The organism is Fibrobacter sp. UWB7 (assembly GCF_900142945.1).
In the GTDB taxonomy this organism is placed as follows: domain Bacteria; phylum Fibrobacterota; class Fibrobacteria; order Fibrobacterales; family Fibrobacteraceae; genus Fibrobacter.
The window spans coordinates 160,923-187,523 of record NZ_FRCO01000004.1 but is presented as its reverse complement, the minus strand read 5'-3'; the positions used below and the strand labels follow the sequence as shown (position 1 = coordinate 187,523).

Here is a 26,601-nt window from a genome sequence, read left to right as displayed (position 1 = left end):
TGGTTTATTTGCTTTTTATTACCTTTTCCCATATCTCACCCACGGAGGTCACTATGCCAAATACACTCCCTGATCCGATGACTGTCCACCCGATTGCTGGGTACGACAAGGAAATTTACGTGAAGCCGACGCTCAAGAATCCGCAGATTGTCGTGGGCGATTTCACCTACATTGCCGATAGCGATTTCGAGAGTCACGTGACGCATCTGTATCCGTGGAATGATGACAAGTTAATTGTCGGAAAATTCTGCCAAATCGCGGCAGGGGTGGAGTTCGTGATGAATGGCGCGAACCATCAGATGAATGCGGTTTCAACGTTTCCGTTTTACACTTTGCAAGGCTGGAATATGGCTCCTCCTGCGAAGGAAAATTTGCCGCTCAAGGGCGATACGGTGATTGGGAACGACGTGTGGATTGGGCAGAACGCGGTAATTTTGCCGGGCGTGCATATTGGCGATGGTGCGATTGTCGGTGCAAATGCCGTTGTGGGGAGCAATGTGGAGCCTTATACGATTGTGGCGGGTAACCCGGCGCAGTATATCCGCAACCGTTTCGACGAGGAACTGACGATGCTTTTGCTTAAGTGGAAATGGTGGGACAAGTCCGTCGAAGAAATTAATACGCTCATTCCGGTGATCACAAATCCGAATTTGAATTTTGTTAAGGCGAAAATTAAGCAGTTTCTGGCGGATGTTTAGTGGATTGATGCTGTTTTGTGTGCTTTAGCTCAAACGTATACCATATTGTTCTAATTGCGTGTGGTTTCTCTTGTTTTTTTATATTATTTTTAGTTAATGGTAAAAAATTGAGAACAGGAGCGGAGCATGCGTAAAATAGTCTTAATTCTATTGATGTTTCTCATTGGTGTATCCATGGCGGCCGAAAAGAAAATCCTCGTCGCCTATTTTTCCCATATTGGCGAAAACGTCAGCGTCGGTACAATTATCAAAGGTAATACCGAAATCATTGCCGAGATGATTGCGGAAAAGACGGGCGCTACGCTTTTGCGCGTGATGCCAGAAACGGAATACCCCAGGACCTATGATGAATGCCTCAGTGCAGCGAAAAAGGATCGCGCAGAAAATGCACGCCCGGCGATTAAGCCTGTGGAAGTGAATCCCGAGGAGTTTGATGAAATTTATATTGGTTATCCAGTGTGGTTGAACGATATGCCTATGCTGATGTATACTTTCCTTGAAAAGTATAATCTGAAAGGAAAGTTGGTTCATCCGTTCGTGACACATGAGGGGAGTGGTCTTTCGGCCATTGCAAAACTGAAAAAGGCTGCAACGGGAGCTGTTGTGACGAAAGGTCTTTCTATCTATGGGCATATTGCTCAGAATAATCGTAAAAAAGCTCAGAAGGATGTGGATAAGTGGTTAAAATTTCTCGGTGTGCTTTAGATATTGCGATGGCTGCACTCACCCTGGTTTTAATGGGTGGTTGTAACTTTTTTTATGAGGCTTTTGACGAGTCTTTTGATAGCGACCTGGTTCATGAAATTCTAGGTGTGATTTTATTCGTGCTCTGGGTAACGCATCTTGTTGTGAATCGTGCGTGGATCAAGGGATTGCTCAATGGAAAGTACAATGCACTGCGGATTGTGCGGACTGTCATTAATGGCGGTGTTGTTTTATGTGTGCTTTTCTTGATGATTAGTGGGGTAATACTTTCAAATCACGTATTCGCGTGGATTGGTATTGAAAGCTGTACGAGCTTTGCCCGCACGTCGCACCTGCTTGCGAGCCATTGGTATTTGATTTTTGTTTCGCTTCACATTGGGCTCCATTTGTCGCTGTTTGTTCGCGGAAAGGTTGCGATGGGTGTGGTCTCGGCTCTTGGCGTTTATGGAATATATGCCTTTATCGAACGAGGCTTGTGGAAATACATGACGCTTCAGCAGCCGTTCTATGCTTTGGATTTGGAGCATGGGTATTTGCTATTTACTTTGGATTACATCGCTATTATGGCGCTATTCGCAGTCTCGATGCAGCTTGTAATGCAGGCTTTGAACAGATATTTCTATATTAGGAATGCATAATTAAACTGCGGCATGGCCGCTAACCTCTAATCACTAACCATTAATCACTAAAATATGGCCGAACAAAACAAAGCAGAAAAATTCGTTTTCTACATGTACAAAATGACCAAGTCCTATCCGCCTAACAAAGAGGTGCTGAAGGACATTTCTTTGAGCTTTTACTATGGCGCAAAGATTGGTATTATCGGCCAGAACGGTGCCGGTAAGTCGACGCTCCTCCGCATTATGGCGGGTATCGACAAGGAATTCCAAGGCGAAGCTTGGATTGAACCGGGCCGCACCGCAGGCTACTTGCCGCAGGAACCGCAGCTTGACCCGAACTTGACCGTCAAGGAAAACGTGATGCAGGCGGTGGCCAAAAAGCAGGCTGTGCTTGACCGCTTCAACGAAATTTCCATGAAGTTTGCTGAACCGATGGAAGACGACGAGATGAACAAGCTCCTCGACGAACAGGCAAAGCTTCAGGACATCATCGACGCTCAGGATTTGTGGAGCCTCGACCGCAACATTGAAATTGCAATGGACGCTCTCCGTTGCCCGCCGGGCGATTGGCCGGTGACAAACCTTTCCGGCGGTGAAAAGCGCCGTGTGGCTCTTTGCCGCCTGCTCCTCGAAGAACCGGATTTGTTGCTCTTGGATGAACCGACGAACCACCTGGATGCCGAAACGGTTGCTTGGCTCGAACGCCACCTCCGCGAATACAAGGGCTCCGTGATTCTCGTGACGCATGACCGTTACTTCCTTGACAACGTAACGAACTGGATTTTGGAAATTGACCGCGGTCGCGGCATTCCTTGGGAAGGCAATTACGCCCAGTGGCTTGACCAGAAGCTTGAACGCATGAAGAACGAAGAGAAGGGTGAATCTGACCGTCAGAAGCGCCTCGCTCGTGAACAGGAATGGGTCAAGCAGAGTCCGAAGGCTCGCCAGGCAAAGAGCAAGGCTCGTCTCAAGGCTTACGAAGAACTCTTGGCCGAAGATTCCAAGGAACAGATCAAGGTGGCTCAAATCCACATTGCAAACGGCAAGCGCTTGGGCGATGTCGTCATTCAGGCGGAACATTTGCAGAAGGCCTTTGGCGAAAAGGTGTTGTTCGACGATTTGAACTTCAGCTTGCCGCGTTCGGGTATTGTGGGCATCATCGGTCCGAACGGTGCTGGTAAAACGACTTTGTTCAAGATGATTATGGGCACGGAAAAGCCGGATGGCGGTACGCTCAAGATTGGCGAAACTGTCGAAATCATCAGTATGGAACAGGGCCGCGAAAGCTTGGACGATTCCAAGACGGTTTGGGAATCCATCACGGGTGGCAACGACGAAATCTTGGTGGGCGACCGCAAGATGAATGGCCGTGCTTACTGCGGTCTCTTTAACTTCACGGGTGCAGCTCAGCAGAAGAAGCTCTCGCAGCTCTCTGGTGGTGAACGCAACCGCGTGCTCATGGCAAAGAACTTGCAGAAGCCGGGCAACCTCTTGTTCCTCGACGAACCGACGAACGACTTGGACATCGAAACATTGCAGGCTTTGGAACAAGCTATCCTTAAGTTCGCAGGCTGCGCTGTGATCATCTCGCATGACCGCTGGTTCCTCGACCGTATTGCAACGCACATCCTCGCTTACGAAGGTGATTCGAAGGTCGTGTGGTTCGAAGGCAACTGGAGCGAATACGAAGCCGATCGTCGTAAACGCCTCGGCGAAGACGCCGACAATCCGAAGCCAATCAAGTACAAGACGCTCAAGCGTGACTAAGTCGCGCTATTAGACGAAAGATCGCCACAATGTGGCTGTAGACGAAAGACGAGAGATCCCCGGCAGGTCACTGAGCTTGTCGAAGTGTGCCGGGGTCGCCATTCTAAAAAAAACGGGACTCGAAAGAGTCCCTTTTTGTTTTTAAGCTTTTATTCGATCAATCCGAATAAGTCTAGGAAAAAGGTTATTAAAGAAAATAAAATTAAAGCGGAATAGGTAATAACAAATAGCTTGTAAGTATTTGGATTGTCTTTTAAAGTTGTTCGTGGTCCCTTCAGTTTTATTTCTTTAGTAATAAGCGCTTCTATCAGCAAAAAAGTGAACAAGCAAAATGAAAGTAAGTAAATCATTCTTTCTTCCTTTCGGCGATGAGCTCGTCAAAGGATTTTTCTTTTTCCTTTATGCCCATAATTTCGTCGAATTTGTCGGTTTCGTCGCCGTGGTTGTCTTCTTCCGAAAAATAATCGTCGATGTACATATTATCGGTTTTCTTGAATATGTTCCTTCGTCCGGGAAATTTCCCAAAAACGAAAATACTTATTGCAGAAAAAAGCGAATATGCAAGGAATATGTAGAGCGCTTTTTTAAAGCCGAAAAGAGGAGTTAGAAAAGCCCCAAATATAAGCCCGCCGGCACTATAAACCGCCCACACGGAGAGTTTGTTTTTAAAATTGTCGCTCATAAAAAGTTGTGTGTTTATGTTTAAGAGTATATGCTAATATACTTTTTTGTGTACTCTGAAGCAAATTGGTGCGAAAAGTGATACGGAAAATGCAGAAATATGCTACTAAATGGGGGAATTCTCCGTTTTTGTAGCATAATTTTGGGACAAATTAAGTGAAATGTAGGCCGATTTTGAGCTTGTCCGCTGGATTTGTACTACAAAAAAGGTCAAAATGCGAATTTTGTAGCACGCGAAAAGTGTTTTTATCTATAAATGTTGTGGATAAAGTAGAATTTATGCTACTGAAAATGGAAAAATCTAAAATTAGTAGCATAAAATGAACGAAATCGCACTTTGCGTGCATTTAAATCGTCCTTGCTTGAGCTCTTTTTTGCTAAGTTCTAAGCTGGATTGCCGCGTCCCCTTATAGGGAACTCGCAATGACGTTGTACAGCCGACTTCTAACTTCCTACTGATATGCTCCACGTTTTTAAACACGAACTTCGCCTGATATTCCGGGATCCGCGTTTCTGGATTCCGTTCATCATCCCGCCGGTGATTCTCGCGGCGAGCCAGGCGATTGCGGTGTCGCGTTACGGTGGCGAGATTATGCAGGGCATGGAAAGCTACATGATGCTTTTGCTCGGTTGCCTGATGGCTCCGATGGGCGCTCCCTTGGCGGGTGATTCTTTTGCGGGCGAGCGTGAACGCAATTCGCTGGAACTTTTGCAGCTTTCTCCGATTGCGCCTGCGAAACTCTTTTGGGGTAAGTTGTTTGCAATTCTCCCATTCCCGTTAGTGTTTGCGCTTTTGGCGCAGCTTGGCTACTGGTTCTCGCATTCCGAAATTACGGTGACGGCGGCGGTGGCTTCAATGCTCGGAGCACTTTCGGCGGTGCTTTTGACGACTGCATTTTCTCTGATGGTTTCGCTTCGTGTAAAGACTGTCCGTGCAGCGACCCACATGACGCTCTTTTTCATTATTCCGCTTCTTTTGCTTGTACAGCTTGGTCACGAAGCTTTTTTGAGCAATTTATTTGTGCCGCTGATTGTGTTGGCTGTTTCTGTGATTGTTAGCCTTGCAGTCACTTTCGCGGGCATGCGCAAGTTCGTTAGCTTGTAAGTCTACACCTTTGCTTTTGGAATAGGTGAGTTTTAGGGAGGGCGGAGCCTTCCCTTGTCTAAAAAGGAGAAAGCCCCCGCTTTTGGCGGAGGCTTTCATGTCGAGTAGTTATAAGCCGGGTTCTGTACTCCAATGTTGCCATCGGAGCGATGACCATCTCTCTGGACGAATCGTTACCGACCGCCTCAAGCGACCTACCCGGATATCCAGCTGGCACGGGCCGCACCAGGTTCTTTCGAACGGAATCCTGCTTGGTCTTGCACCGGATGAGGTTTACCATGCCACTCCTGTCACCAGTCGTGCGGTGAGCTCTTACCTCGCCGTTTCACCCTTACCCGCATTGCTGCGGGCGGTCTATTCTCTGCTGCACTTTCTGTCGCGTTACCGCGCCTGGACGTTATCCAGCATCATGCCCTGCGGTGCCCGGACTTTCCTCCAGCTTTGATTGCTCGTTGCCGGCGGCCATCCGCTACCCGCGGCAAAATGTAGAAAAAGCGACGGGAACGTGCAAGTATAGAAATAGACGAAATCTCTCGTCTTTCGTCTTTCTTCTATCGTCTAAAATTGTATATTCTTGCCGTGAAAAAATTGATATTTTGTTTGTTGAGTTTTGCGGCTGCATCCTTTGCGGATGTGGTCGATTCTAATGCCGTTTTCCGTGTTGACGAAATCCGCTACAATATTGGCGATGCCTTTGACGATTCCAAGGCGCATACGAAGTACGACCGGTGGGCGTATGACATTCTGAACTGGGTGCATATCGAAACCCGCGAATCTACGGTGAGTAAGCTTTTGCTTTTTGACAAAGGTGACCTCGTCAACTTGAACTTGCTTTTGGAAGCGGAACGTTTTTTGCGTGATCAGAAATTTCTTTCTGATGCCAGCATCTCTGTTGCTGGGGAAGATGGCAAAAATGTCGTGTCAGTCCAGACGAGTGATAACTGGACGCTTACGATTCCTTTTGCTTTAGGTTTTTCGGGAAGTGAGTGGAGCTATGACAACCTGGTTTGGGGTGTCGGCGTTCAGGAAAGCAATTTCCTTGGGCTTGGTCAAAAGCTTGGCTTTTACTTTGGACATGACGAGTTCCGCGACATGTGGCAGTTGGAATATGGCGACCCGCATTTCCTTTTCCGCTACAACCATTTAGACCTTTTGTACAGCTACAATACGGATGGTTATTTGGCGAGTTGGAAAATGTACGTGCCGTTCCTCAGCCGTAGCGTGAACCAGTGGGCGTACACACTTGAGGGCTTGAAAAATAAGCGGATAACGTATATCTATGGAAATGGCGATTTGCCGCATGGCGCGGTCGAAGTTCTGCCGAAAAAGAGTCTGGATTCGTTGCAGCAGTTCAATGGGAAAAAGTCTGTGAAGTTGATGCAACTGAAAGACTTCATTAACGATTCTCTGAGCTTCCGTTTGAGCCGCTCTTTTGGTGGTACACAGCGTAAGTTCTACTTGGGCGCAACGTATGATTACTTGCGCGAAACGGCTGATAATGGTCATGTAGGGCGCTATCAATTTGTTGATGACGAAAAGACGTATGCCATTGATTCTGCTGTTGCGGCGAATGACTGGGTGCCAGAACGCAAGGATTCCCGCCTTGGTTTTTATGTGATGTACTCCAATATTCGTTACGAAAGGATCAAGAATTTCCACAATGTCAGGTGGACCGAAGATATTGATAAGGGATTCTCCGTCAAGGCTCAAATTTCGAAGAATTACGAACAACTTGGTTCCGATAACAACGATATCCGTTTAGATTTTTGGACAGACCTTTATCTTGGTCGTGATAATCATCATTTGACGCTTAAGTCTTATATGAAGTTTTATCTGGACCATGGTAAACGTCATGACTTTTATGGCCGTGTAAATGGCGAATACATCTTCCATCCGAGTACGCGTTTTTCGACGGCGCTGTCGGGACAGTTGGATTTGTATGACGATGCCAAGCTTGGTTACCAGTTGACGCTTGGTGGCTCTGATGGATTTGTCGGTTTCCCGACGGGGTATTATTCTGGGCAAGCTCGCGTTTATGGAAACTTGGAACAGCGCTGGTTCCCTGATTTTGAAATTTTGACGTTGGCTCCGGTTGTGGTTGCTTTTGGGAGCGTTGGCGAAACGGCTGCTTGCGTAAAAGACATTAATCGTAAGGATTTGATTTATGTGGCGGGCTTTGGCATCCGCTTGGCTCAAACGAAGTCTATTACCCGTTTGATCAATAAGCTTGATGTGAGCTTCCCACTGAATGGAAAACGCAAGGGCGATGCGCATTACTCTGTGACGACATCATACACATTGTAATTTTGTAGATAAACTTTTTGAAGGTATTTGAACATGGCGACGGATGAAGAAAAGAATCAAGACGAGGCTGCTCGCGAGAATCGTCGGAAGCGTGCTCGCGAAGTCAAGCGCATTTTTATGCGTGTCGAAATTATCATCGGCATTATCGCCATGATTGCAGGTGCGTGGCTTACGGTTCTCGTATGGAACGAGGGCTATTTCCCGGGGGCTTTGATGCTCGTGATGACGGGTGGTATCAATGTGTTCTTGGCGGCGAAGGAACTTATCAACCCGACTGACCACATTTTCCATTGGCAGTCTATTTTCTTTTTGATTGTACGCCGAGCGATGTTCTTTTTGAACGTTGTCTTGATTGCCCTTGTTGTCGGAACGATGACGCGCTTGCTCTAATTTTTAATGGACGCCGTCCTCGTTTGCCGAGGGCTTTTCGTTGTACCAGGTCTGGATTTTTTCTTTGGCGGTTTCGTTGAATGCGGAACCGTCTTTTAATATGTGTTCTGCGCGTTCAAGCGTTTGCGAAATGAGCTCTTGGTCGTGAATCCAGTCGAACCAGCGGAATACCCAGGCTCCGCTCTGTTCGTTGCCTTCGAGGTTTCCGGCGCCGCGGGTTTTCAGGTCAAGTTCTGCAATTTCAAAGCCGTCTTCGGTAGCGGCGAATTGCGAGAGGCGTTCCATGCTTGTTTCGGCGGCTTCGCCTTCGGGCGTCATCAAGAAGCACCAAGCTTCTTGATTGCCACGGCCTACGCGGCCGCGCAGCTGGTGGAGCTGCGCCAGACCGAATCGGTCTGGCTGGTCGATGACCATGAGATTTGCGGCAGGGACGTTCACGCCGACTTCGATAACGGTTGTAGCAACGAGAATTTGGATTTCGCCTGCGGCAAACTGCTTGATGATTTCGTCTCTCTGCGTATCGTCCATTTGACCGTGGACGCCTGCGACTTTGAGTTTTGCAATGCTCACATCGGTGTGGCCGAAGGCGGCGATAAAGGCACGCATTTCGTTCACGATGTCATCGACACTGCGGGCGTTGCTTTCGTCGGTGCTGTCTGAGCCATCGGCGTTCACGCGGCTTGCAATCCAGTAGCAGAGATTTCCGCCGGCGGCTTCCTTGCAAATAAACTGCTTCATCGATTCGCGCTTTGCTGTATTCACGAGGCGCGTCTTGATAGGCTTACGGCCTGCCGGCTTTTCCTTGATGCTGATGACTTTTAAATCGCCATAAAGCGTCATTGCGAGACTTCGTGGAATCGGAGTGGCGCTCATGACGAGCATGTCGGGGTAGTCGCCTTTGGCGAGCAGCGCTTCGCGCTGGCTTACGCCGAAACGGTGCTGTTCGTCGATAATCACGAGCCCGAGTTTTGCAAAGAAAACATCTTTGCTAAAGAGCGCATGCGTTCCGATGACGACGTTGCAGAGCCCCATCTGGAGTTCACCGAGAATCACCTTCTTCTCGGCGGCGGGTGTTGCCCCGACTAGCAAATGCACGCGGATGCCAGCCGCATCAAAGAACGGCTTGAGCGATTTGAAATGCTGGCGTGCGAGAATGTCAGTCGGGACCATCAAAGCGCATTGTTCGCCTGCTCCGCAGACCGCCATAATGGCGAGCATGGCGACGACGGTCTTTCCGCAGCCCACGTCGCCTTGCAACAGTGCGTGGAACTGCTTTTTGCCATTGAGACCGTCAATGATTGTATTCAGCGCCGCGTCCTGACCTGCGGTCAGTTGGAACGGGAGGCGCGCTTTCGCTGCCATCACGTTCCCCAAATCAATCTGGCGTTCATGCCCGCGAATCTTTTGATTTTCGCGGCGCTTCACCATGCGCAGACAAAACGGCAAAAGCTCCAAAATCTTGAGCTCGCGCTTCGCCTTGTAAATGGAATCAAAATCTTTCGGCATGTGGAGCGTACGGAGGTTGTCCATTACAGGTGCAAAATGCAAATAGTCCGTGAGCTCGCGCGGGCAAGCGTTCGGGAGCGTGAGGCCCGGAAAGTTGAAAATCGTCTTGTATAAATTGCGGAAGAACCGCTGTTCCATTTTGGCTTCGCGGCAAACTTCGCTAATCGGGTAGACGGGGAGAATTTGTCCGTTAAACGCTTCGCCTTCGTCGAATGGCTGCATGTCCGGATGCACTAATTGCAGTCCACGGTACGAACCGACCGTCCCTGAAACAAGCCAACGCGTTCCCGGCTTCACGCGGTTTGCGATGAACCTTGTGCCGCGGAAAAATAAAAGCGAAATCTCGGCGGAACCATCTGTGAGGACTGCCATAAAGCGCGACATGCGCCCTTTGACTATCCCTGCGCGCGTGATAATCCCAATCACGACCGCGCGATCGCCATCGTGTAAGTCTGCAATCTTTGAAACCTTGGTCTGGTCGAGGTAGGTGCGCGGAATGTTGTATAAAAGATCGGCTATGGTGCTTAAGCCGGACTTGTTCAGCTTTTCAAGTCTCTTGGGACCAAGTCCGGGCAGGTTCGATAAATCCATTTACTTGCCTGCTTTCTTTTGTTCTTGTTGCGCCTTGGCTTCTTCTAAACGCTTGCGAGCTTTGTCGCGGGCGTTATCACCGATGATGTTCATGTTCTTCCAGGTAATCAGCTTAATCGGCTTGCCGTATTTATCCTTGAATCCAAGATTCTTCGTATCGATGGCTTGCACGGCACTGTTGAGGCTTGCGATAATGTCGTTGATCTTTTCTACAAGTTCCTTGGATTGCAAAAGTGTTTCGGAATCGATTCCGTTTTCGATGCTCGTGATAACATCGTTTGTCTTCTTAGCATTTTCTGTAAGCGAGATGACGACGGAGTCGACGAGCGAGAGCTTTTCGTTCACTGTCGCAGTAGCCGTCTTGATGGCTGTATCTGCTTGGAGTGCGGTCTTGGTCAGCGCCTTGCTCGAAGAATTCATTTGCTTGAAGAGCTTGTTCATCTTGGGACCGAGCGTGCCGACCGTCTTTTCGGTGTGGGCAAAAATGTCCTCGATGGAGTGCATGGCTTCTTCATAAATTTCCGGAGCGGACTTGTGCGAAGAATCTCCCTGGGCGAGCAGCAGAATCGTCTTCTGTACAGCTTCGAGTTGTTCGTTTACGTTTTCGATGAGGCGCAACGTTTCTGCTATGCCCGGTTCAAAATGTCCTTGGAACACGTGGTTCTCGGGCATGAGGGTTCCCGTCTTTGACGGGATGATTTCGAGGCGGCGTTGCCCCATGAGTGCGTAGTTCACGTTGTTGAATTGTGTACCTTCGCGGAGCTTGAGCGGTTCGGTAAAGTGGATGACGACGCGGGAGCGGTCTTTGAGCCAGGTGACGCTTCCGATAGTGCCGACTCGGTAGCCGCGCAATACCACGGGATCTTCGGGTTGCAAAGAGCCAAGCTCGTTAAAATCGACTATCGCCGTTTGGCGTACGTTCTGATGCGCCGCCCACATGCCAAAAGAGATGCCGCCAAAAATGCAGGCAAATACAATGAAAGAAATATAACCAAGCGCTCTGTCCGAAAGTTTCATGTTTTCGAAAATAGAAAAAATAGAGTTGAATGCTTTGCTGAAGCCGTTGTTGTTGCAAGTAAAATGGGGATGCTTTTTTTAATAAAAATTTTTCGTTCCTCTGTTCTCTCGCCACTTGTCTATTCTATATTTACAACGTCTAAAATTTTCCATAAGGACATTAAAAATGGCTAAAACAGAATCCAAGAAGAAAGTCGTCCTCGCTTACAGCGGTGGACTTGACACCTCCATCATCATTCCTTGGCTCAAGGAAACCTACGACGTCGAAGTGATTGCATTCGCAGCCGACCTCGGTCAGAATGACTTCCCGAACGCAAAGGCTCTCGAAGAAAAGGCTCTTGCAACGGGTGCTTCCAAGTGCTACGTTCTCGACCTCAAGAAGGAATTCCTTGAAGAATACGTTTGGCCGACCGTTCGCGCCGGTGCAAAGTACGAAGGCACTTACCTCCTCGGTACGTCCTTTGCTCGTCCGCTCATCGCTAAGTACCAGGTTAAGATCGCCGAAAAGGAAGGCGCTTACGCTGTTGCTCACGGTGCTACCGGTAAGGGTAATGACCAGGTCCGTTTCGAACTCACCTACGCCGCACTCAACCCGAAGCTCGAAGTCATCGCTCCGTGGAAGGACCCGCGTTGGACATTCCACAGCCGCGAAGACGCTATCGACTACGCTGCTGCACACAAGATTCCGCTCAACGGCATCAGCAAGAAGAAGATCTACTCCGAAGACGGCAACCTCTGGCACCTCTCTCACGAAGGTGGCGTCTTGGAATTCCCGGAACAGGAACACAAGTACGAATTCCTCAAGCACACCAACACCTATGAAAAGGCTCCGAACAAGGCTGATCACGTGACGATCTCCTTCGAAAAGGGCAATCCGGTCGCTATCAACGGCAAGAAGATGGGCGCTGTTGAACTTCTCGAATTCTTGAACGAAATCGGTGGCAAGAACGCTTGCGGTCTTTTGGACATCGTTGAAAACCGCCTCGTCGGCCTCAAGAGCCGCGGTGTTTATGAAACTCCGGGTGGCACGCTCCTTTACAAGGCTCACGAATGCTTGCAGCAGCTCGTGCTCGACAAGGAAACTTTGTTCGAAGCCCAGAAGATGTCTATGACATACGCAAACCTTGTCTACAATGGCCAGTGGTTCACTCCGCTCCGCCAGGCTATGGACGCCTTCTTCAATGAAGTGAACAAGGTTGTGACGGGTGAAGTTACCCTCAAGCTTTACAAGGGCAACATCATCCCGGCCGGCATCAAGAGCCCGTACAGCTTGTACGACATGGGCCTCGGTGGATTCACGGACGTTGACATGTACGACCAGAAGGATGCTACTGGCTTCATCCGTTGCTACGGCCTCCCGCTCAAGACTCGCGCCCTCTTGCTCGGCAAGAAGACGAACGTCGACTTCGGTGGCGTTCCGAGCCTCAAGAAGTAATTTTCTTGACAGCCGTCTTGGCTGTCATCAATACTTCGCATGTCATCCTCACGACCCGCAGGGTCGATAGGATCCATTACTTTTAAGGAATTCTCACATTTGTGGGAATTCTTTTTTATATTCGTAATATGAAAAAATTTGTTCTTTGTGCTTCTCTTTGGATTGGACTTTTCCTTGCTGCCTGCGGCGATGATAGTTCTGTAACTAGCCCTTCGGGGAAGGAGTCTTTACCGACTTTGACGGACTCCCGCGATGGTCAAACCTATAAGACTGTCGTTATCGGAAAACAGACGTGGATGGCTCAGAACTTGAACATTGAAACGGAAAAATCATTCTGTTTCAATGACGATTCCTCCAACTGCACCAAGTACGGTCGCCTGTACACATGGGCTGCGGCGATGGACAGCGCAGGCGAGTGGAGCTCGAACGGCAAGGGGTGCGGCTATAAATCGGAATGTTCGGCGATGTCCCCGGTGCGTGGTGTTTGTCCGAATGGCTGGCACTTGCCGACAAAAGCGGAGTTTGAAACATTGTTCTCTGCTGTTGGCGGCGACTCTGTTGCGGGCAAGATGCTTAAATCAACAAGTGGCTGGAACTTTGCCAAAGCTAGCGGCAACGGCTCGGATGATTACGCGTTCTCGGCTTTGCCTGTCGGCTACAGGGATGGTGGGGGTGATTATACCTATGTGGGCAACGAAGCAACTTTTTGGATCTCTATAGAGAAGAGTGACGAGTATGCGTATGCTATGCGCTTGATCAATAGGAATGACAATGCGGATGTGGACTATCGTCCCAAGTTCATGGCTTTTTCAGTTCGTTGCGTCAAAGACTAAACGATTGATAAATAATTGCTTGTGATAAATTAATGTAGAGACATTTCGGACATCTCAGAATTCTCTCGTCTAATCAGAACCTATACGTATAACCGATTTGCCAAAGCACGGTCGGTTCGTCGTGCTTCATAAAGTAATGTAGCGGAATTGCGAGGTCCGTAAACACCCCGTAAATGCAGGCGCGCACTTCTGCGGAAATGTCGAGCGTTTCCTTGTAGTTGTAAGAGCGCACCATGCGATCCTTGTTCGCCCTGTTCAGCGCCTTGAAATACTTGTTGGGCGCCTTTGCAAAAGAGTATCCGCTCCCAATTCCGAGGTCTAGCGTAAATGGCAATTCTCGGAAAAATTCCCAGGCGAGCCCGCCACGGTACCCGACCCAAAAGTCGTCAGCGCCAAAGCGCATTCCTCCGCCCATCGCCCTGAAAAAGATGTTCTTGTAGCCGATACCTGCATTTGCCATGATCGGGGTGGGGCGCCCCGCTGAAATTCCTACTTCAAATGTCCAAGGCGATTTTTCAGAGATGGCGGGCTTGTTCTCGTTCACGTTGACAGTTTCGTCTGCGAGGGCGTACCCGGTGCAAAAAATCAAGAAAGACACTATGGCGAGGCGCTTGAGTAACATGTTTGTAATAATAGCAATCGAAAATTGCAACCGCTCCGTTTTTTCTATAAAAAAATGTTATCTTTAAGCCAAACAATAAGGTCTATGGGAAAGAAGGACCATAAACAAGGAAGTAATATGAAAAAGTCATTATTCGCAATCGGTTGTGCAGCACTCATTTCTGCATCGACAGCTTTTGCTGACGGGGGCATGTTCGAAGCTTGGCTTCCCGAAAACATGACTGCTGATGTGGTCGCTGCTGTTAAGTTCACCCGTATGCAGTTCAGCAACTGGAAGTTCGAAGACGGTACTTCCTCTTACACATGGCTCTTCAGCTATGATGCTGACCTTAAAAACCACTGGAACGTTGCGGACTGGCGTAACAAGGTGAACCTCGCTCTTGGTTACACCTGGACAGACGGTTACGGCAAGCGCAAGTCTTCGGATAAGATCTTCCTCGAAACCATGCTTGACTTCAATGTCTCTGAACAGGTCAAGCCCTATATTGGCGCCCGCTATGAAAGCCAGTTTGCTAAGGGTTACGAGTATAGTGAAGATGACGACGGAAACGAAGTCAAGAAGGCTATTTCTTGCTTCATGGATCCGGCTTACGTCACGCAGATGGCCGGTGTCGGTTACTTCCCGAACGACAACTTCTCCACTCGTCTTGGCTTTGCAAACCGTATGACCATTTCTCACGGTTACGGCTACGCTGATGATGGCGATACTAAGAAATTCGAAAAGTTCAAGGATGAACCGGGTCTCGAAAGCATCACGGAATTCAAGTACGCTTTCTCGGACATCGTGAATTTCAAGAGCCGCCTCTGGGCATTCGTGAACTTCAAGGGTTTTGACGAAATCGATGGCAAGTGGGAAAACCTCCTCGCCGTGTCTCTTTCTCCGCTGTTTGAATTCCAGGTCGGCTACGATATCGCATACGACAAGGACTTGGATGAAGATGCTCAGCACAAGAACACGATTCTCGTCGGTGTGACCTGGCGCTGGTTCTAATTTAGAATCAAATCCAAACTATTTAAGGGAACCGCTTCGGCGGTTCTTTTTTCTATCTTTGTACGTGTAAAAGTTAATGAGGTCTTTATGGCTATTACTGTTGTGGATTACAATGCTGGCAACTTGACATCGGTGATGAACGCGCTCAAGTTTATTGGTGCTGACGCCAAGGTGAGCCGCGATCCAGACGAAATTGCAAAAGCAACGCGACTGATTTTCCCGGGCGTGGGCGCTGCAGCCTCGGCTATGGAAACCTTGACCAAGACCGGAATTGGCGAAGCCATCAAGGCTGTGGTCAAAGCGGGTAACCCGGTGCTTGGCATCTGCATCGGCTGCCAGATTATCCTCGAAGAAAGCGAAGAAGACGGTGGCGTCAAGACGCTTGGTCTCATTCCGGGTCGTGCTGTGCGTTTCAAGGATGAACCGGGCCTCAAGATTCCACACATGGGGTGGAATCAGGTAAACTTTACACGCGAACACCCGATTATGAAGGGCATCCGCAGTGGTTGCGACTTTTACTACGTGCATTCCTACTACCCGCAAGTTCCGGCTGAATACTCCTTTGCCGAAACAACCTACGGCACGCAGACTTTCACTGGACTCTTGGGCAAGGATAACTTAATCGCAAGCCAGTTCCATCAGGAAAAGAGTGGCGAGGTCGGCCTTGCCATGCTTAAGAATTTCTGCGACTGGAATATTTAGTAGGCTTTATAAAGTGAACTATAGAAGGTGCGGGCGTTTGCCCGCCTTTTTTCTTTTACCCAAAGCAATCCATAAACCAATAACTAATAACTAATGACTAATGACTAATGACCAATGACCAATGACCAATGACCAATGACCAATGACTAACAACCAACTTCTAGTATCATGAAATTTGCTATTTGTAAAATTTTGTGAAAAATTCCTTATTTTTGATTGAAAAACGCATTGTAGTATCATGAGATGTTGTTTTACATGATAAAATAATATATATTTGCGCTTATGAAGTCGGTAACGGAATACGAAGACTACCGCATTTATATGCAGGACTTTTACAACGAGCGCAAGCGAATTTCGTCGTTTTCGTGGCGAGAATTTACACGCGCTTCGGGCTTTACGTCTCCGACTTATCTGAAACTGGTTTGTGAAGGCAAAACCCGTCTTTCTCCTCAAGGGGCAGAAAAGGTGGGGATGGCAATGGAGCTGGCTGGGTTCGAACTTGAGTATTTCAAGTCGATGGTCACTTACTGCCATGCTAAAACAGACCAGGAACGCAAAATCGCTTACGAAGCGATGCTCGAGTTGGCATCAAACAATAAGGTCAAAATTGTTGATGGCGATGCATTCAAGTATTTTCAATCTTGGGTACATCCGGTGGTAAGAGAGCTTGCTCCAGTCATGCCTGGGGCAACTCCGAGTGATATCGCAAGGCGCTGCTGCCAGGGAGTCTCTGCAGCGGAAGTCCGTGAGTCGCTCGAATTTATGGTACGAGTTGGGCTCCTGAAAAAGAATGGTGACACTTACGAGCAGGCGGACAAACACTTGAAAGGCTTGACTTCGGCGGTGTCGCTCGCTCTGCGTTACATGCATCGCGAAATGGCTCACTTTGCAGAAGAATCCATCAATCGCTTTGCACCCTCGGAGAGAAACTTTACGGGGCTCACTATGGGGATTTCTGCAGAAGACTATAACAAGATTTTGCAGGAACTCGATGTTTGCCGTAAAAAAGTGGCGCAAATTGCCCTGAACAGTCACGGGACCGAAAGGGTTTATAGGTTGAATTTACAGTTGTTTCCATTGACGTGGAAAGAGGATAAGTCCAATGCTCAGTAAAGTACTTCACTTGTCTGTGCTTACAATTTTGATTGGGGCGGTCGCGTGCTCCAAGGACTCAAATACTGCGGGAATTACGGAAGAAGGCAATTCTATTGCTTTTGACTTGTGGAATGGCGCAAACGGTATGGCTCGCGTCAATATCAACGGTGGCTCCGGTTACTGGTTTAGCGTGGATGATGAAGATGAAGGCGGTTCGTCGCAGATCGATTTCCCGACGCTCGATGGGCATGAACTTACTTCGGATAACATGGAATCGCTGGTCTCGCATTGCGGCGGTCTTTGCGGAACTGTAGAACTTGGCGATGCTTCTGCTCCGAGCGCGGGCGTGGGTATCGCGCTGACTGAAAAAGATACGACGGTAGATATTTCTGAATGGGACGGCGTTTGCGTCTCTTATGAATCTGAACTTGCCATGAGAGGCGAGCTGGGCTATAAAAATGGCTCCGATGCTTCGGACGATATGCTCTCCGTCAATTTTGATAAGACGGAGAAGGGCGCTGTTGCTGCCCGCTGTGCCAAGTGGGCTGATTTCAAGCGTAATTCGTCGGATGATTCCGGTGCTGAAGCTTCTAAGAAAGCGACGTCGCTTGTGTTTAAGTTTATCGGCAAGGCGAAGGAATCGGGCTATTTCAATATCAAGGGTGTGAGCTCTTACAAGCATGGTGTTGAGAATCTGGACTCTGTCGAAACGGTAAAAGCTACTGAAGTACAAGATGACAACGTGGAGCAAGAACCCTGCCTGTGGAATGGAACTTCGAGTAATCCTAGTAGCTTTGTCTGGGAAGGCTCGCCGAAGATAAAAGGTGGTTTGTGGTATTCTTACAATGACCGTAACGATGGTGGCGCTTCTCTGTTGTATTGGTCTGCCGAAGCTCCGAGCTACAAGAACTCTATCGAATTGCTGACTGATGAAGAATTGTTCGAAGGTGGACTCTCGGCGAGTGTCGCTTTGGATATGGGCAGCGCGTCCCGTGCGTATGCGGGGGTAGGAATCAAAATGGCTGTTAAAGAGGACTCCGGTGATACTGTTGTGACTGCAACGGATATTAGCGATTGGGGTGGAATTTGTGTGTACTACATGGCTGAAAAAGATATGCGTATGGTACTAGCCTCTGATTCTCTTGAAAAAGATTATACTCTGGCAGCGTCTACGACTCCTGTTGAGAAATGCGTCACTTGGGACGATTTCTCTGGCTCAGGGTTGGCGGAAAAAGCGACCGACATTAAGTTTGAAGTTCATTCGAGTGAAAATGTATTTAATCAAATCCACTTCAATATCATTGCTGTTGGCAGGTATGATGCCAAAGGCGTTTGCTCTATTGATACCTCGAAAGTGACTTCTTTCTAGGTTTGCTTTTTCCTAGCATGTTGGGCCCGCTCGTTCGAGTGGGCTTCTTTTTTGCCTTTTGCGTATCATGAAAATACATTGTGTTTTTGTGATTTTAAACAAAAATCGTTAAAATCGACTAAAATTAGATAAAAAGTATCATAGATTATTGCATTTTTGTAAAGAACAAAGTATATTTATTGTTATGAAACCGATTACGGATTATCAGGACTATCGCTGCTATGTGCAGGACTATTACGATGAACGCAAACGCGTATCATCGTTTTCCTGGCGTGAATTTGCACGTGCGGCTGGTTTTACGTCGCCGACTTACTTGAAGCTTGTCTGTGAAGGCAAAACGCGCCTTTCATCCGTTGGTGCAGAAAAAGTCGGTGCCGCAATGCATTTGGTGGGTTACGAGCTAGACTATTTTAAGTTGATGGTGGAATGCTGCCATGCCAAAACGGATGCGGACCGCAAAGTCATTTTTGAATCAATGCTGAAGATTGCGAAAGACAATGCTGTGAAAGTTGTCGATGGCGATGCGTATAAGTATTTTGAAACATGGATTCATCCGGTGGTGAGAGAGCTAGCACCGGTGATGCCAGGAGCGACTCCGGGTGAAATTGCGAGGCGTTGTTGTTTGGATGCCTCAGCGGGGGAAGTCCGCGAGTCGCTCAATTTTATGGTAGATGCAGGACTGTTGAAGAAAAACGGGGGTGCCTACGAACAGGTCGATAGACATCTGACGGGGTCTCCTGAAATTATGTCGGTGGCGATGCGCTCTTTGCATCACGAAATGATCCATTTTGCAGATGAAGCTCTTGAAAAATTCTCGTCGACGGAACGCAATTATTCTGGGCTTACCATGGGAATTTCGGACGAGGATTACGAGCAAATTGTGCAAGAAATTGATGCTTGCCGCAAGCGCATCGCTCAAATCGCTTTGAAGGGCCGTGGCGTCGGTCGTGTCTACAGGTTGAATTTACAGTTGTTCCCGCTGACGTGGGAGGAGGGAAAAAATCATGCTTAAGAATCTTCTTAACATATCGGCATGCGTTTCTGCATGTGCGTTCGCGTTCGGCTTTATGGCGTGCTCGGACGACAATACGGCGGGTGTCACGGAAGATGGTAATCCGATTGCCTATGGTGAAAGCTGCTCGTCTGTTTATGACGGTAGCAGTTCGTCTGTTGTGGGCGGCTCTTCTGCTGTTGAAAGTTCTTCTGCAGTCCAGTCCTCTAGCAGTGTAGTGGCTGTTCCTAAGTTTGACGTGTGGAATGGCAAAACGGACTACAAAATCAATACCGGTAATGAAAATACGGGATATTGGTTCAGCTTTAGCGATGATGCGGAAGGGGGCCGGTCAACCATCACTTGGCCTGTGGAAATGGGCAATGAATATTCTGAAAGTAATTTAGATCCTGTTATTGATTATTGTGGAGGCGTATGCGGAAGCGCTGAGTTGCAAAGCATGGAATCAAAGCCTTGGGTGGCTCTTGGCTTTACGCTTGCCGAAGAAAATTCGACGGTGGATATTTCTGCGTGGGGCGGTATCTGTGTGACGTATGCCTCTGAATACCCGGTGAGTGTCTATCTCAATGTGAATGTTGGTGGTTTAGATACGATTGATTATGTGTATCCGGGTATAGCTTATCCGGGCATTACGCTTCCGAAAACTTTAACGAATACTCCAACGCTTATGAATATGCTTGGTTCTGATGAAGCCATTACGCGTTGTGCCAAATGGAGCGACTTTAAGGTGTCTAGCTGGGCGGAATACAATAAGGCAAAATTGAGCAAGATCTATTCAGGCGAAGAGGCTGCTAAAGAAGTCAAGGCAATCAACTTTGTATTTATGGGTAATTCCGATGGCTCGGGAGAATTCAATATCTTAGGTATCAGTACTTACGATGAAAATCTTCCGCAATGGAATCGCGATGGCGGTACGAATGAACGGGATTTAGGCCTGGTTACTACAAACGACGATTCCTTGACTTGCCTGTGGAAAGGCTTGGATGGATCAGGAATAGTCAATACGGGCTATAATGACCGTGATGAATTTGTCGGAATGCTGTATGATTTCGATGTTTCTCCCGAGGGGGCGTATACTAGAATAGAATTCCCTGCGTATAGGGGGATGGAATATGAACCCTATATGTATGAGCCGATTATCGTTGAATGTAAAGGCTTTTGTGGAACGATGGAGTTTACTTTGGAAAAAGCGGATTATGCCGCATCTGCTGTAGTGTTCAATATTGCTGAAGATACATTGACTTCTTGTGAAGGAAACACTTGCTATGGAACGCCTAAATTTGCCGATATCAAGGATTGGGGTGGCATTTGCATCACTTACTATTCCGAAAAGGATGCTTACTTAAATGTTGTTGTAAAAGATGTCCCGTACGAAAATTCTCCGAAAGCCTCTCTCCCTGCATCGGGAGGGCTTATCGAAAAGTGTGTTGCCTGGGATGATTTTCAACCGAGTGTCCCGAATCTGGGAACGGCAGTGAGTACGGTGCTGTTTATTGTAAAGAGCTATGAAAACGGCGATAGAAATCAGTTTAATATAGCGGGTATTGGAAAATATTCTGCTAATGGGGCTTGCTCTATCCCCAAAACCTCTTACACGCCGATAAGTTCTTCGAGCCGAACTCCGCGCAGTTCCAGCAGTAGCAAGGTGTATAAAGATGAGTGCTCTTTCAAAAATCTTAGTCCAGTTTGGTATGGTCCGGATGGTTATTTGAGTGTGAAAACGGGGTATTCGACAGCGACAGGTGATGGTGGACATTGGTATGCATTCAAGGACAACGACGAAGTCAATGAGACTTATCCTGTACAAGTGAATAGCGAGTTAGGTCAGGATTCGTTGCAACCTGTTCTAAACCGCTGTCAGGGACTTTGTGTAACGCATAAAGGCGCAGGGAATGCTGGCTTCGGATTTAACATTGCTGATAAAGATGAAAATGGCAAGTTGCAGGCTAAAAGTCTCAAATATTGGGGCGGCATGTGTGTTGTTTATGCATCGGAATATGATTTGCATATTGCTATAAATGATGCAGAGCAAAATGATTTTGCAAACGTATCTAAATTGCCGGGCGTGACGTTGCCACAGACAGATGGTTATGCCAAGATTGAATGTAAATCTTGGAATGAATTTGTTGACAGCGAAACAAGGGCACCTATCGATCCTTCCAAGATATCGTCAATTTTATTCTATGATTATGCCAAGAATAATGCCAGTAGTTCGTTCAATATCTTGGGAATTGCCCCGTATCAAGAACTGGATGGCACATCTTATTTAAAATGCCAGGAACCAGCTGTTCTTTAAATAGAGTATAAACAAAATAAAGGAGTGTTGTATGTTTAGGGGAATTTTTGGTGGCGTGATTTCTGCCTTGCTGCTTGGTGTTGTCGCCTGTTCCGATGACAATCCGTCGGGCGGTATCGATGACTCTATTTCGGAGGGCGATAGCTGCTCGTCTATAGAAGCTCTTTCGAGTGATGATAGTGTAATTGAGTCGTCTTCGAGTGGTGCGGTAAAAACGGCTCGCTACAACTTGTGGGACCCTGCTGTAGACTACAAGGTCAATACGGGTGACGATAGCACGGGCTTTTGGCGAACCTTTGGCGATAACTTGTTTGGGCTTCAGGGCGAATCGAAGATTATTTTCCCGGTCGAACTTGAAAATTCGTCGACGCCGCTTGCTTCTGTCTTTAAACATTGCGATGGCCTTTGTGGGTCGATTGAACCCGATTACTTAATGATCGGTCCCTGGGCGGGTGTTGAAATCCCGCTTGCCAAGGACGGCGCTACGGCTGATGTCACGTCTTGGGGAGGTATCTGTGTCACTTACGAATCTGATTATTTGATAAGCATTTATTTAAGGGTTCAAGTTGATGGGTTTGATTCAAATAGCATTAGGACTCCGTTTGATGCATATCCTATAGGCTTTCTAAGTAGAACGACGCTTGGGGATTCTCCTTCCCCTACGCTTCGTAATATGTACGATACTGATGATGTTGAAACTGTATGTGCAAAATGGAGCAGTTTCGCTGAAGCCAGTTGGACAGATTATAGCGGTTCTTCAAAGGTGAGTATGGTTCTTACGGGCGAAGAAGCTGCAAAGAAAATTCAGTCCATCATGTTTGTAATTCAAAGCCATGGTGATGACGATAAGAAAACTTTCAATATTAGGGGAATCAGTACTTACGATCCGAACTATTTTAAGTATGATTGGAGGCATCCTGATGATGGAAATCTTGTAAAGTTTCCTGAAGACGATTCTTTGACCTGCCTATGGAAAGGGGGCTTGGGCGATACCCATGTGAAAACGGGTTATAATGACCGTGATGAATACGCGGGTATGCTGGTGCCTTTTGATGAGTCTCCTGCTAACTCTTATGCTCATATTGAGTTCCCTGCGTATCCGTCGATGGAGTATGACCCTTATATGTATGAAAGCGTTATTTGGGAGTGTGCTGGTTTTTGTGGAACGATGGATATTAATCTGGATGGCTCTGATTACGCTGTTGGCGGTATTTCATTTAACATTGCAGGCTATACTGATGATTATGTTTTTGAAAATATTCAGGATTGGGGCGGCGTTTGTGTCACTTATTTTTCCGAAAAGGATGCTTACCTGAACTTTGTTGTAAAAGATGTTCCTTACGAGAATTCTCCTAAGGTCGCATTGCCGAAGTCCAATGAACTTGTCGAAAGGTGCTTTACCTGGAATGAAATCGCACCGAATGATCCCAATATGGGGCGTGCGGTGGGTGCAATCCAGTTTGCTATAAAGGGTACTGTAGATTATGAAAAATTCAGATTTAATTTGGCGGGTATAGGGAAGTATTCCGTTAATGGCGCGTGCTCTATTGAAACGCCTGTTATCACCCCGAAAAGCTCGTCTTCGGCATGGATCCGTAGCAGTTCAAGTGTCGATACGACCAAGCACCATAAACTTTATGTTGAAGAACAGTGCACTTTGCTGTCGGATCTGTGGTCTTTCTTTGGAGCGGTGTTTACAGGTTGTAATAGGTCTGAGGATGATAACGCTGGACATTGGTATACAATTGAAGATACAAGTGATGAGAATAAGTCAAGTTTTACTCAGCCTTTGACTGATGAAGAAAAGGCTAATTTGATTGATGATGGTGGAGTTGAATTCCCTGATTCATGTGGTAGGAGCCATCGCAATCTGTATGAAGGTGGCGTTTGCGGAACTGCCGTATTTAAGGATGATTATTTTGCCGGATTCGGTTTTTATGTTGCCGGAATTGATCACAATGATGGCACCTTGCTTAGTGGCGATGCGGATAAATTATGGGGCGGCATTTGCGTGACTTATGCTAGTGAAGCTGATATCGATGTCGTGATGAATAGCACTGGTGTTCATGATATTAGTCAGTTGCCCAAGTTGCCTAAGGCGACGCTTCCCAAGAGTTCTGAATCGGTAACGAGTTGCTTAACGTGGGACGAATTTAAATCAGACGATGGCAAACTCGTTAATCCGAAAAATTTGACGACTGTGAACTTTGTTGTTTATGGGGAAAAAGGAACTCGGAAAAAAATCAATATTCACGGACTCGGCAAGTATTCGACTTATGCGGAATACGATTACAGTTTAAAGTGCCCTATAGAAGAACATTTCGTCACTGAATAACTAGACAGCTTGCTAGTAATTCCCTTTATGTCTTCCCGGCCTTGTGCCGGGATCACCTTTTTTAATGAAATATTATATATTACAATTTATAGACAAAGTGAAGGAGAAAGGTATGTTTAAGAAATTCCTGGGAGTCGCATCTTCAGCCTTGTTACTTGGCTTTGTAGCCTGTTCCGATGACAATCCGTCGGTTCCGTTTGCCGAGCCGAATGCTGGCGAAAGCAGTTCGTCTGTTGAAACTGCTCCAGGAAGTAGTGGAACTGCGGATGACGCCTCAAGCAGTAGTGTTGCTGGCGTATCGTCAAGCAGTGCTAATGCTCCCGTGGATCCCGCCGCATGTTTGTGGAATGGCAAAAAGGGCGAATCTGTCGTAAATACGGGTTTTGGCTTAAGTGCTGAGAGTGGTGCCGGGTATTGGTATTCTTATGATGATTCCGATGACGGTGGCTTGTCTCATATTGTATGGGATGCAGATTGCCCTAATGATGGTACGGATTGTATGCAGTACATTGTGGATCATTGCGGTGGCCTTTGTGGAAAGATGTATGTCAAAAAAGGTACTGCACGTGAAGCTAATGTGGGCGTGGCGTTCAATGTGGCCGGTTTTGAAAACCCTGGTGAAAGTGTAGAAGTTCCAAAGTCTGTCGATATTAGCGATTGGGGCGGCATTTGCGTTACGTTTGCTTCGAGCCTGAATTTGTTCATGAAACTTGGCGTTGACGAAAATACGGAAGTGATTGTTGAATTGGGCCAATCAGATGATTTGGTAGAAGAATGCTTTACTTGGAATGATTTTGATTATGACGATGCAGAAAATCCAATCCCCGGTGCTGAGGCAGCCAAGAAAGTCCGGAACATTAAATTCGGGAAAAGAAGCGGTGAGTCTATGATTGGACCGTTTAAGATTGTTTCGATCGGTAAGTACGTTGCAGGCGGATCGTGCAAAGTCGTTGCTTCAAATCCGAATAGTTCGTCTTCCATGCCTTCTAGCAGTGGCGATTGCGTCTCGCCTGAGTCCGTTAGCGAAATGTGGAATGGATTTGCTGCTCCTCTGACGACCGTTGAGACGGGATTAGATAATGGTACCGAAACTTCAGGATATTGGTTCAGCTTTGGCGATGATATGTCCGGTGTTGGTTCTGTAAAATTACCGCAACCGCTTGGGATTGAATATACGACGGGCGATGAAATTTATGATTACTGTATGGGCGTTTGTGGTGAATTAGAATTTTCAAAGGAAGGTTATTTGGGCGTTGGTTTCCATGTCGCGGGTATTGTTGATCCGTCTGAAGGTAATTCGCCGGCTGCTAAGGCAAATATCTCAAGTTGGGGAGGTTTGTGTGTAACGTATGCTTCGGACACTGATTTGGAAGTTATTTTGGCTTATACTCAAGAAGGTGGATTTGGAAATCTTTCTAGAATGCCTAAGATGACATTGCCCAAGTCCATTGAGCTAAAGACGGCATGTGCCGATTGGGATAATTTTATGACGGTGTTTAGTGAAGTCAGTACGACATTTATGACATCGATTCTCTTTGCAGTCCAAGGTGAAGCGAATGCTAAGAGCCGAATTAATATAAGAGGGCTTGGCAAGTACTCCGAAAAAACGAATTTCTGTTCGACGGGCGAAGACCCGTTCGTCTCTGGGAAAAAGGGCCTAGTTATCAAATAATATGAAGCCCGTCGCAATCGCGGCGGGTGTTCACTGGACATTTGTCTTACTTTGTCACCCCGCACATTGTTGCGGGGTCGCCAACTGGGCAACGCCATGGCGGACTAGATCCGCCATCTTCTCTCTAAATTACGGCAATTCGCCGCCAATCAATTCCATCTGCTTCTTGTAGATTTCCTTGCAGGCGTTCTCGCCGAGGTCGAGGAGCGTGTTGAGCATGTTGCGGTCAAAGCTGGCGTGTTCGCCCGTGCCTTGCACTTCGATGAAATTCTTTGCATCCTGCATCACGACGTTCATATCGACGTCGGCGGCGGAATCTTCGACATAGCAGAGGTCGCAAAGCGGGTTGCCGCTCACAACGCCCACGGAAATCGCGGTGATGCCATGCTTCAAGATTTGCTGCGTGATGCCGAGACGTTCCTTGATTTTCTTCACTGCAATCGCGAGTGCGACAAAGCCACCGATAATGCTAGCCGTTCGCGTGCCGCCATCGGCTTCAATCACATCGCAGTCCACGACGATGGCGTTCTCGCCGAGTGCGGCGAGATCGGCTGCGCCGCGCAGCGAACGGCCCACCAAGCGCTGGATTTCCTGCGTGCGACCGCTCGCGCCCTTGCGCTCGCGTTCTACGCGCTTGCCCGTGCTCTGCGGGAGCAGGCTGTATTCAGCCGTGATCCAGCCCGTGCCGCGACCGGCAAGCCAGTCCGGAACTTTCGGGAGGAGCGTTGCGTTGCAGATGACGCGGGTGCGTCCCATTTCGATGAGTACGGAACCATCGGCGCTAGAGATAAAGCCCGTGGTCATCTTGAGATTGCGAAATTCTTCAGGTTTTCTATCAGTACGTTCGTATGCCATT

At 47.7% G+C, this 26,601-nt stretch carries 22 protein-coding genes and 1 other RNA gene; 17 read left to right on the top strand and 6 right to left on the bottom strand.

The features are described 5' to 3' along the window. Positions 1-53 precede the first annotated feature (53 nt). The 4 genes from BUC30_RS12460 (at position 54) to ettA (ending at position 3,790) form a co-directional block, all read left to right on the top strand. Complete coding sequence (locus BUC30_RS12460) at positions 54-698, top strand: CatB-related O-acetyltransferase (protein ID WP_083555832.1); 645 nt, start codon at positions 54-56, stop codon at positions 696-698. Positions 699-824: 126 nt separating this feature from the next. Next, positions 825-1,403, top strand: a complete 579-nt coding sequence (locus BUC30_RS12455; protein WP_244536632.1) for a flavodoxin — start codon at positions 825-827, stop codon at positions 1,401-1,403. Positions 1,404-1,411: 8 nt separating this feature from the next. Continuing rightward, a complete protein-coding gene (locus tag BUC30_RS12450; protein ID WP_073425160.1) occupies positions 1,412-2,041 on the top strand; it encodes a DUF4405 domain-containing protein in 630 nt (209 codons plus the stop codon). 54 nt (positions 2,042-2,095) lie between these two features. Then, positions 2,096-3,790 (top strand): energy-dependent translational throttle protein EttA, encoded by a 1,695-nt coding sequence (ettA, locus tag BUC30_RS12445; RefSeq protein WP_073425159.1) that lies wholly within the window; start codon positions 2,096-2,098, stop codon positions 3,788-3,790. A 346-nt stretch (positions 3,791-4,136) separates the two neighbouring features. On the opposite strand, the gene BUC30_RS12435 is transcribed toward ettA, so the two are convergent. Beyond that, positions 4,137-4,472: a hypothetical protein gene (locus BUC30_RS12435; RefSeq protein WP_073425157.1), complete on the bottom strand. Its 336-nt coding sequence runs from the start codon at positions 4,470-4,472 to the stop codon at positions 4,137-4,139. Between the two features lie 459 nt (positions 4,473-4,931). Here BUC30_RS12435 and BUC30_RS12430 point away from each other — a divergent pair, with 459 nt between their 5' ends. Next, the gene (locus BUC30_RS12430; protein ID WP_073425156.1) at positions 4,932-5,576 is read left to right on the top strand and encodes an ABC transporter permease; all 645 of its coding nucleotides are present in this window, start codon (positions 4,932-4,934) and stop codon (positions 5,574-5,576) included. Positions 5,577-5,673: 97 nt separating this feature from the next. On the opposite strand, the gene rnpB is transcribed toward BUC30_RS12430, so the two are convergent. Further along, positions 5,674-6,052, bottom strand: an RNA gene (gene rnpB / locus BUC30_RS12425) — RNase P RNA component class A. Between the two features lie 103 nt (positions 6,053-6,155). Here rnpB and BUC30_RS12420 point away from each other — a divergent pair. Beyond that, positions 6,156-7,880, top strand: coding sequence for a BamA/TamA family outer membrane protein (locus BUC30_RS12420; RefSeq protein ID WP_244536631.1), 1,725 nt, complete (start codon positions 6,156-6,158; stop codon positions 7,878-7,880). A 33-nt stretch (positions 7,881-7,913) separates the two neighbouring features. Further along, positions 7,914-8,270, top strand: a complete 357-nt coding sequence (locus BUC30_RS12415) for a hypothetical protein (RefSeq protein ID WP_073425154.1) — start codon at positions 7,914-7,916, stop codon at positions 8,268-8,270. A gap of 3 nt (positions 8,271-8,273) precedes the next feature. On the opposite strand, the gene BUC30_RS12410 is transcribed toward BUC30_RS12415, so the two are convergent. Then, the gene (locus BUC30_RS12410; RefSeq protein WP_073425153.1) at positions 8,274-10,367 is read right to left on the bottom strand and encodes an ATP-dependent DNA helicase RecG; all 2,094 of its coding nucleotides are present in this window, start codon (positions 10,365-10,367) and stop codon (positions 8,274-8,276) included. Further along, the gene (locus BUC30_RS12405) at positions 10,368-11,384 is read right to left on the bottom strand and encodes an MlaD family protein (protein WP_073425152.1); all 1,017 of its coding nucleotides are present in this window, start codon (positions 11,382-11,384) and stop codon (positions 10,368-10,370) included. 166 nt (positions 11,385-11,550) lie between these two features. Here BUC30_RS12405 and BUC30_RS12400 point away from each other — a divergent pair, with 166 nt between their 5' ends. Both BUC30_RS12400 and BUC30_RS12395 read left to right on the top strand, forming a co-directional pair. Further along, on the top strand, positions 11,551-12,819 hold the full coding sequence (locus BUC30_RS12400) for an argininosuccinate synthase (RefSeq protein ID WP_073425151.1): 1,269 nt from the start codon (positions 11,551-11,553) through the stop codon (positions 12,817-12,819). 128 nt (positions 12,820-12,947) lie between these two features. Next, positions 12,948-13,652: a fibrobacter succinogenes major paralogous domain-containing protein gene (locus tag BUC30_RS12395; RefSeq protein ID WP_073425221.1), complete on the top strand. Its 705-nt coding sequence runs from the start codon at positions 12,948-12,950 to the stop codon at positions 13,650-13,652. A 73-nt stretch (positions 13,653-13,725) separates the two neighbouring features. On the opposite strand, the gene BUC30_RS12390 is transcribed toward BUC30_RS12395, so the two are convergent. Then, a complete protein-coding gene (locus BUC30_RS12390) occupies positions 13,726-14,274 on the bottom strand; it encodes a hypothetical protein (protein ID WP_073425220.1) in 549 nt (182 codons plus the stop codon). Positions 14,275-14,391: 117 nt separating this feature from the next. On the opposite strand from BUC30_RS12390, the gene BUC30_RS12385 reads away from it, so the two are divergent. From BUC30_RS12385 to BUC30_RS12350, 8 genes are all read left to right on the top strand, one after another. Beyond that, positions 14,392-15,264 (top strand): DUF3078 domain-containing protein, encoded by an 873-nt coding sequence (locus tag BUC30_RS12385; protein ID WP_244536630.1) that lies wholly within the window; start codon positions 14,392-14,394, stop codon positions 15,262-15,264. An 87-nt stretch (positions 15,265-15,351) separates the two neighbouring features. Further along, entirely contained in the window at positions 15,352-15,966 is a 615-nt protein-coding gene (hisH, locus tag BUC30_RS12380; protein ID WP_073425150.1) for an imidazole glycerol phosphate synthase subunit HisH, read from the top strand. A 282-nt stretch (positions 15,967-16,248) separates the two neighbouring features. Further along, positions 16,249-17,079: a TIGR02147 family protein gene (locus tag BUC30_RS12375; protein WP_073425149.1), complete on the top strand. Its 831-nt coding sequence runs from the start codon at positions 16,249-16,251 to the stop codon at positions 17,077-17,079. Further along, on the top strand, positions 17,069-18,430 hold the full coding sequence (locus BUC30_RS12370) for a hypothetical protein (RefSeq protein ID WP_073425148.1): 1,362 nt from the start codon (positions 17,069-17,071) through the stop codon (positions 18,428-18,430). Before BUC30_RS12375 ends, BUC30_RS12370 begins: the two co-directional genes overlap by 11 nt. Positions 18,431-18,614: 184 nt before the next feature. Then, a complete protein-coding gene (locus BUC30_RS12365) occupies positions 18,615-19,442 on the top strand; it encodes a TIGR02147 family protein (protein WP_073425147.1) in 828 nt (275 codons plus the stop codon). After that, positions 19,435-21,738, top strand: coding sequence for a hypothetical protein (locus BUC30_RS12360; RefSeq protein ID WP_073425146.1), 2,304 nt, complete (start codon positions 19,435-19,437; stop codon positions 21,736-21,738). Before BUC30_RS12365 ends, BUC30_RS12360 begins: the two co-directional genes overlap by 8 nt. A 31-nt stretch (positions 21,739-21,769) precedes the next feature. Continuing rightward, a complete protein-coding gene (locus tag BUC30_RS12355) occupies positions 21,770-24,073 on the top strand; it encodes a hypothetical protein (protein WP_244536629.1) in 2,304 nt (767 codons plus the stop codon). Between the two features lie 112 nt (positions 24,074-24,185). Then, positions 24,186-25,745: a hypothetical protein gene (locus tag BUC30_RS12350; RefSeq protein ID WP_073425145.1), complete on the top strand. Its 1,560-nt coding sequence runs from the start codon at positions 24,186-24,188 to the stop codon at positions 25,743-25,745. 129 nt (positions 25,746-25,874) lie between these two features. Here the strand turns inward: BUC30_RS12350 and rph are convergent, their stop codons facing one another. After that, complete coding sequence (gene rph, locus BUC30_RS12345; RefSeq protein ID WP_073425144.1) at positions 25,875-26,600, bottom strand: ribonuclease PH; 726 nt, start codon at positions 26,598-26,600, stop codon at positions 25,875-25,877. Between the last annotated feature and the right edge of the window lies 1 nt (position 26,601).

Bases quoted from the DNA above. Each gene is read 5' to 3' on its own strand.
- BUC30_RS12460 (WP_083555832.1), top strand. From the start codon at position 54: ATGCCAAATACACTCCCTGATCCGATGACTGTCCACCCGATTGCTGGG.
- BUC30_RS12455 (WP_244536632.1), top strand. From the start codon at position 825: ATGCGTAAAATAGTCTTAATTCTATTGATGTTTCTCATTGGTGTATCC.
- BUC30_RS12450 (WP_073425160.1), top strand. From the start codon at position 1,412: ATGGCTGCACTCACCCTGGTTTTAATGGGTGGTTGTAACTTTTTTTAT.
- ettA (WP_073425159.1), top strand. From the start codon at position 2,096: ATGGCCGAACAAAACAAAGCAGAAAAATTCGTTTTCTACATGTACAAA.
- BUC30_RS12435 (WP_073425157.1), bottom strand. From the start codon at position 4,472: ATGAGCGACAATTTTAAAAACAAACTCTCCGTGTGGGCGGTTTATAGT.
- BUC30_RS12430 (WP_073425156.1), top strand. From the start codon at position 4,932: ATGCTCCACGTTTTTAAACACGAACTTCGCCTGATATTCCGGGATCCG.
- BUC30_RS12415 (WP_073425154.1), top strand. From the start codon at position 7,914: ATGGCGACGGATGAAGAAAAGAATCAAGACGAGGCTGCTCGCGAGAAT.
- BUC30_RS12410 (WP_073425153.1), bottom strand. From the start codon at position 10,367: ATGGATTTATCGAACCTGCCCGGACTTGGTCCCAAGAGACTTGAAAAG.
- BUC30_RS12405 (WP_073425152.1), bottom strand. From the start codon at position 11,384: ATGAAACTTTCGGACAGAGCGCTTGGTTATATTTCTTTCATTGTATTT.
- BUC30_RS12400 (WP_073425151.1), top strand. From the start codon at position 11,551: ATGGCTAAAACAGAATCCAAGAAGAAAGTCGTCCTCGCTTACAGCGGT.
- BUC30_RS12395 (WP_073425221.1), top strand. From the start codon at position 12,948: ATGAAAAAATTTGTTCTTTGTGCTTCTCTTTGGATTGGACTTTTCCTT.
- BUC30_RS12390 (WP_073425220.1), bottom strand. From the start codon at position 14,274: ATGTTACTCAAGCGCCTCGCCATAGTGTCTTTCTTGATTTTTTGCACC.
- BUC30_RS12385 (WP_244536630.1), top strand. From the start codon at position 14,392: ATGAAAAAGTCATTATTCGCAATCGGTTGTGCAGCACTCATTTCTGCA.
- hisH (WP_073425150.1), top strand. From the start codon at position 15,352: ATGGCTATTACTGTTGTGGATTACAATGCTGGCAACTTGACATCGGTG.
- BUC30_RS12375 (WP_073425149.1), top strand. From the start codon at position 16,249: ATGAAGTCGGTAACGGAATACGAAGACTACCGCATTTATATGCAGGAC.
- BUC30_RS12370 (WP_073425148.1), top strand. From the start codon at position 17,069: ATGCTCAGTAAAGTACTTCACTTGTCTGTGCTTACAATTTTGATTGGG.
- BUC30_RS12365 (WP_073425147.1), top strand. From the start codon at position 18,615: ATGAAACCGATTACGGATTATCAGGACTATCGCTGCTATGTGCAGGAC.
- BUC30_RS12360 (WP_073425146.1), top strand. From the start codon at position 19,435: ATGCTTAAGAATCTTCTTAACATATCGGCATGCGTTTCTGCATGTGCG.
- BUC30_RS12355 (WP_244536629.1), top strand. From the start codon at position 21,770: ATGTTTAGGGGAATTTTTGGTGGCGTGATTTCTGCCTTGCTGCTTGGT.
- BUC30_RS12350 (WP_073425145.1), top strand. From the start codon at position 24,186: ATGTTTAAGAAATTCCTGGGAGTCGCATCTTCAGCCTTGTTACTTGGC.
- rph (WP_073425144.1), bottom strand. From the start codon at position 26,600: ATGGCATACGAACGTACTGATAGAAAACCTGAAGAATTTCGCAATCTC.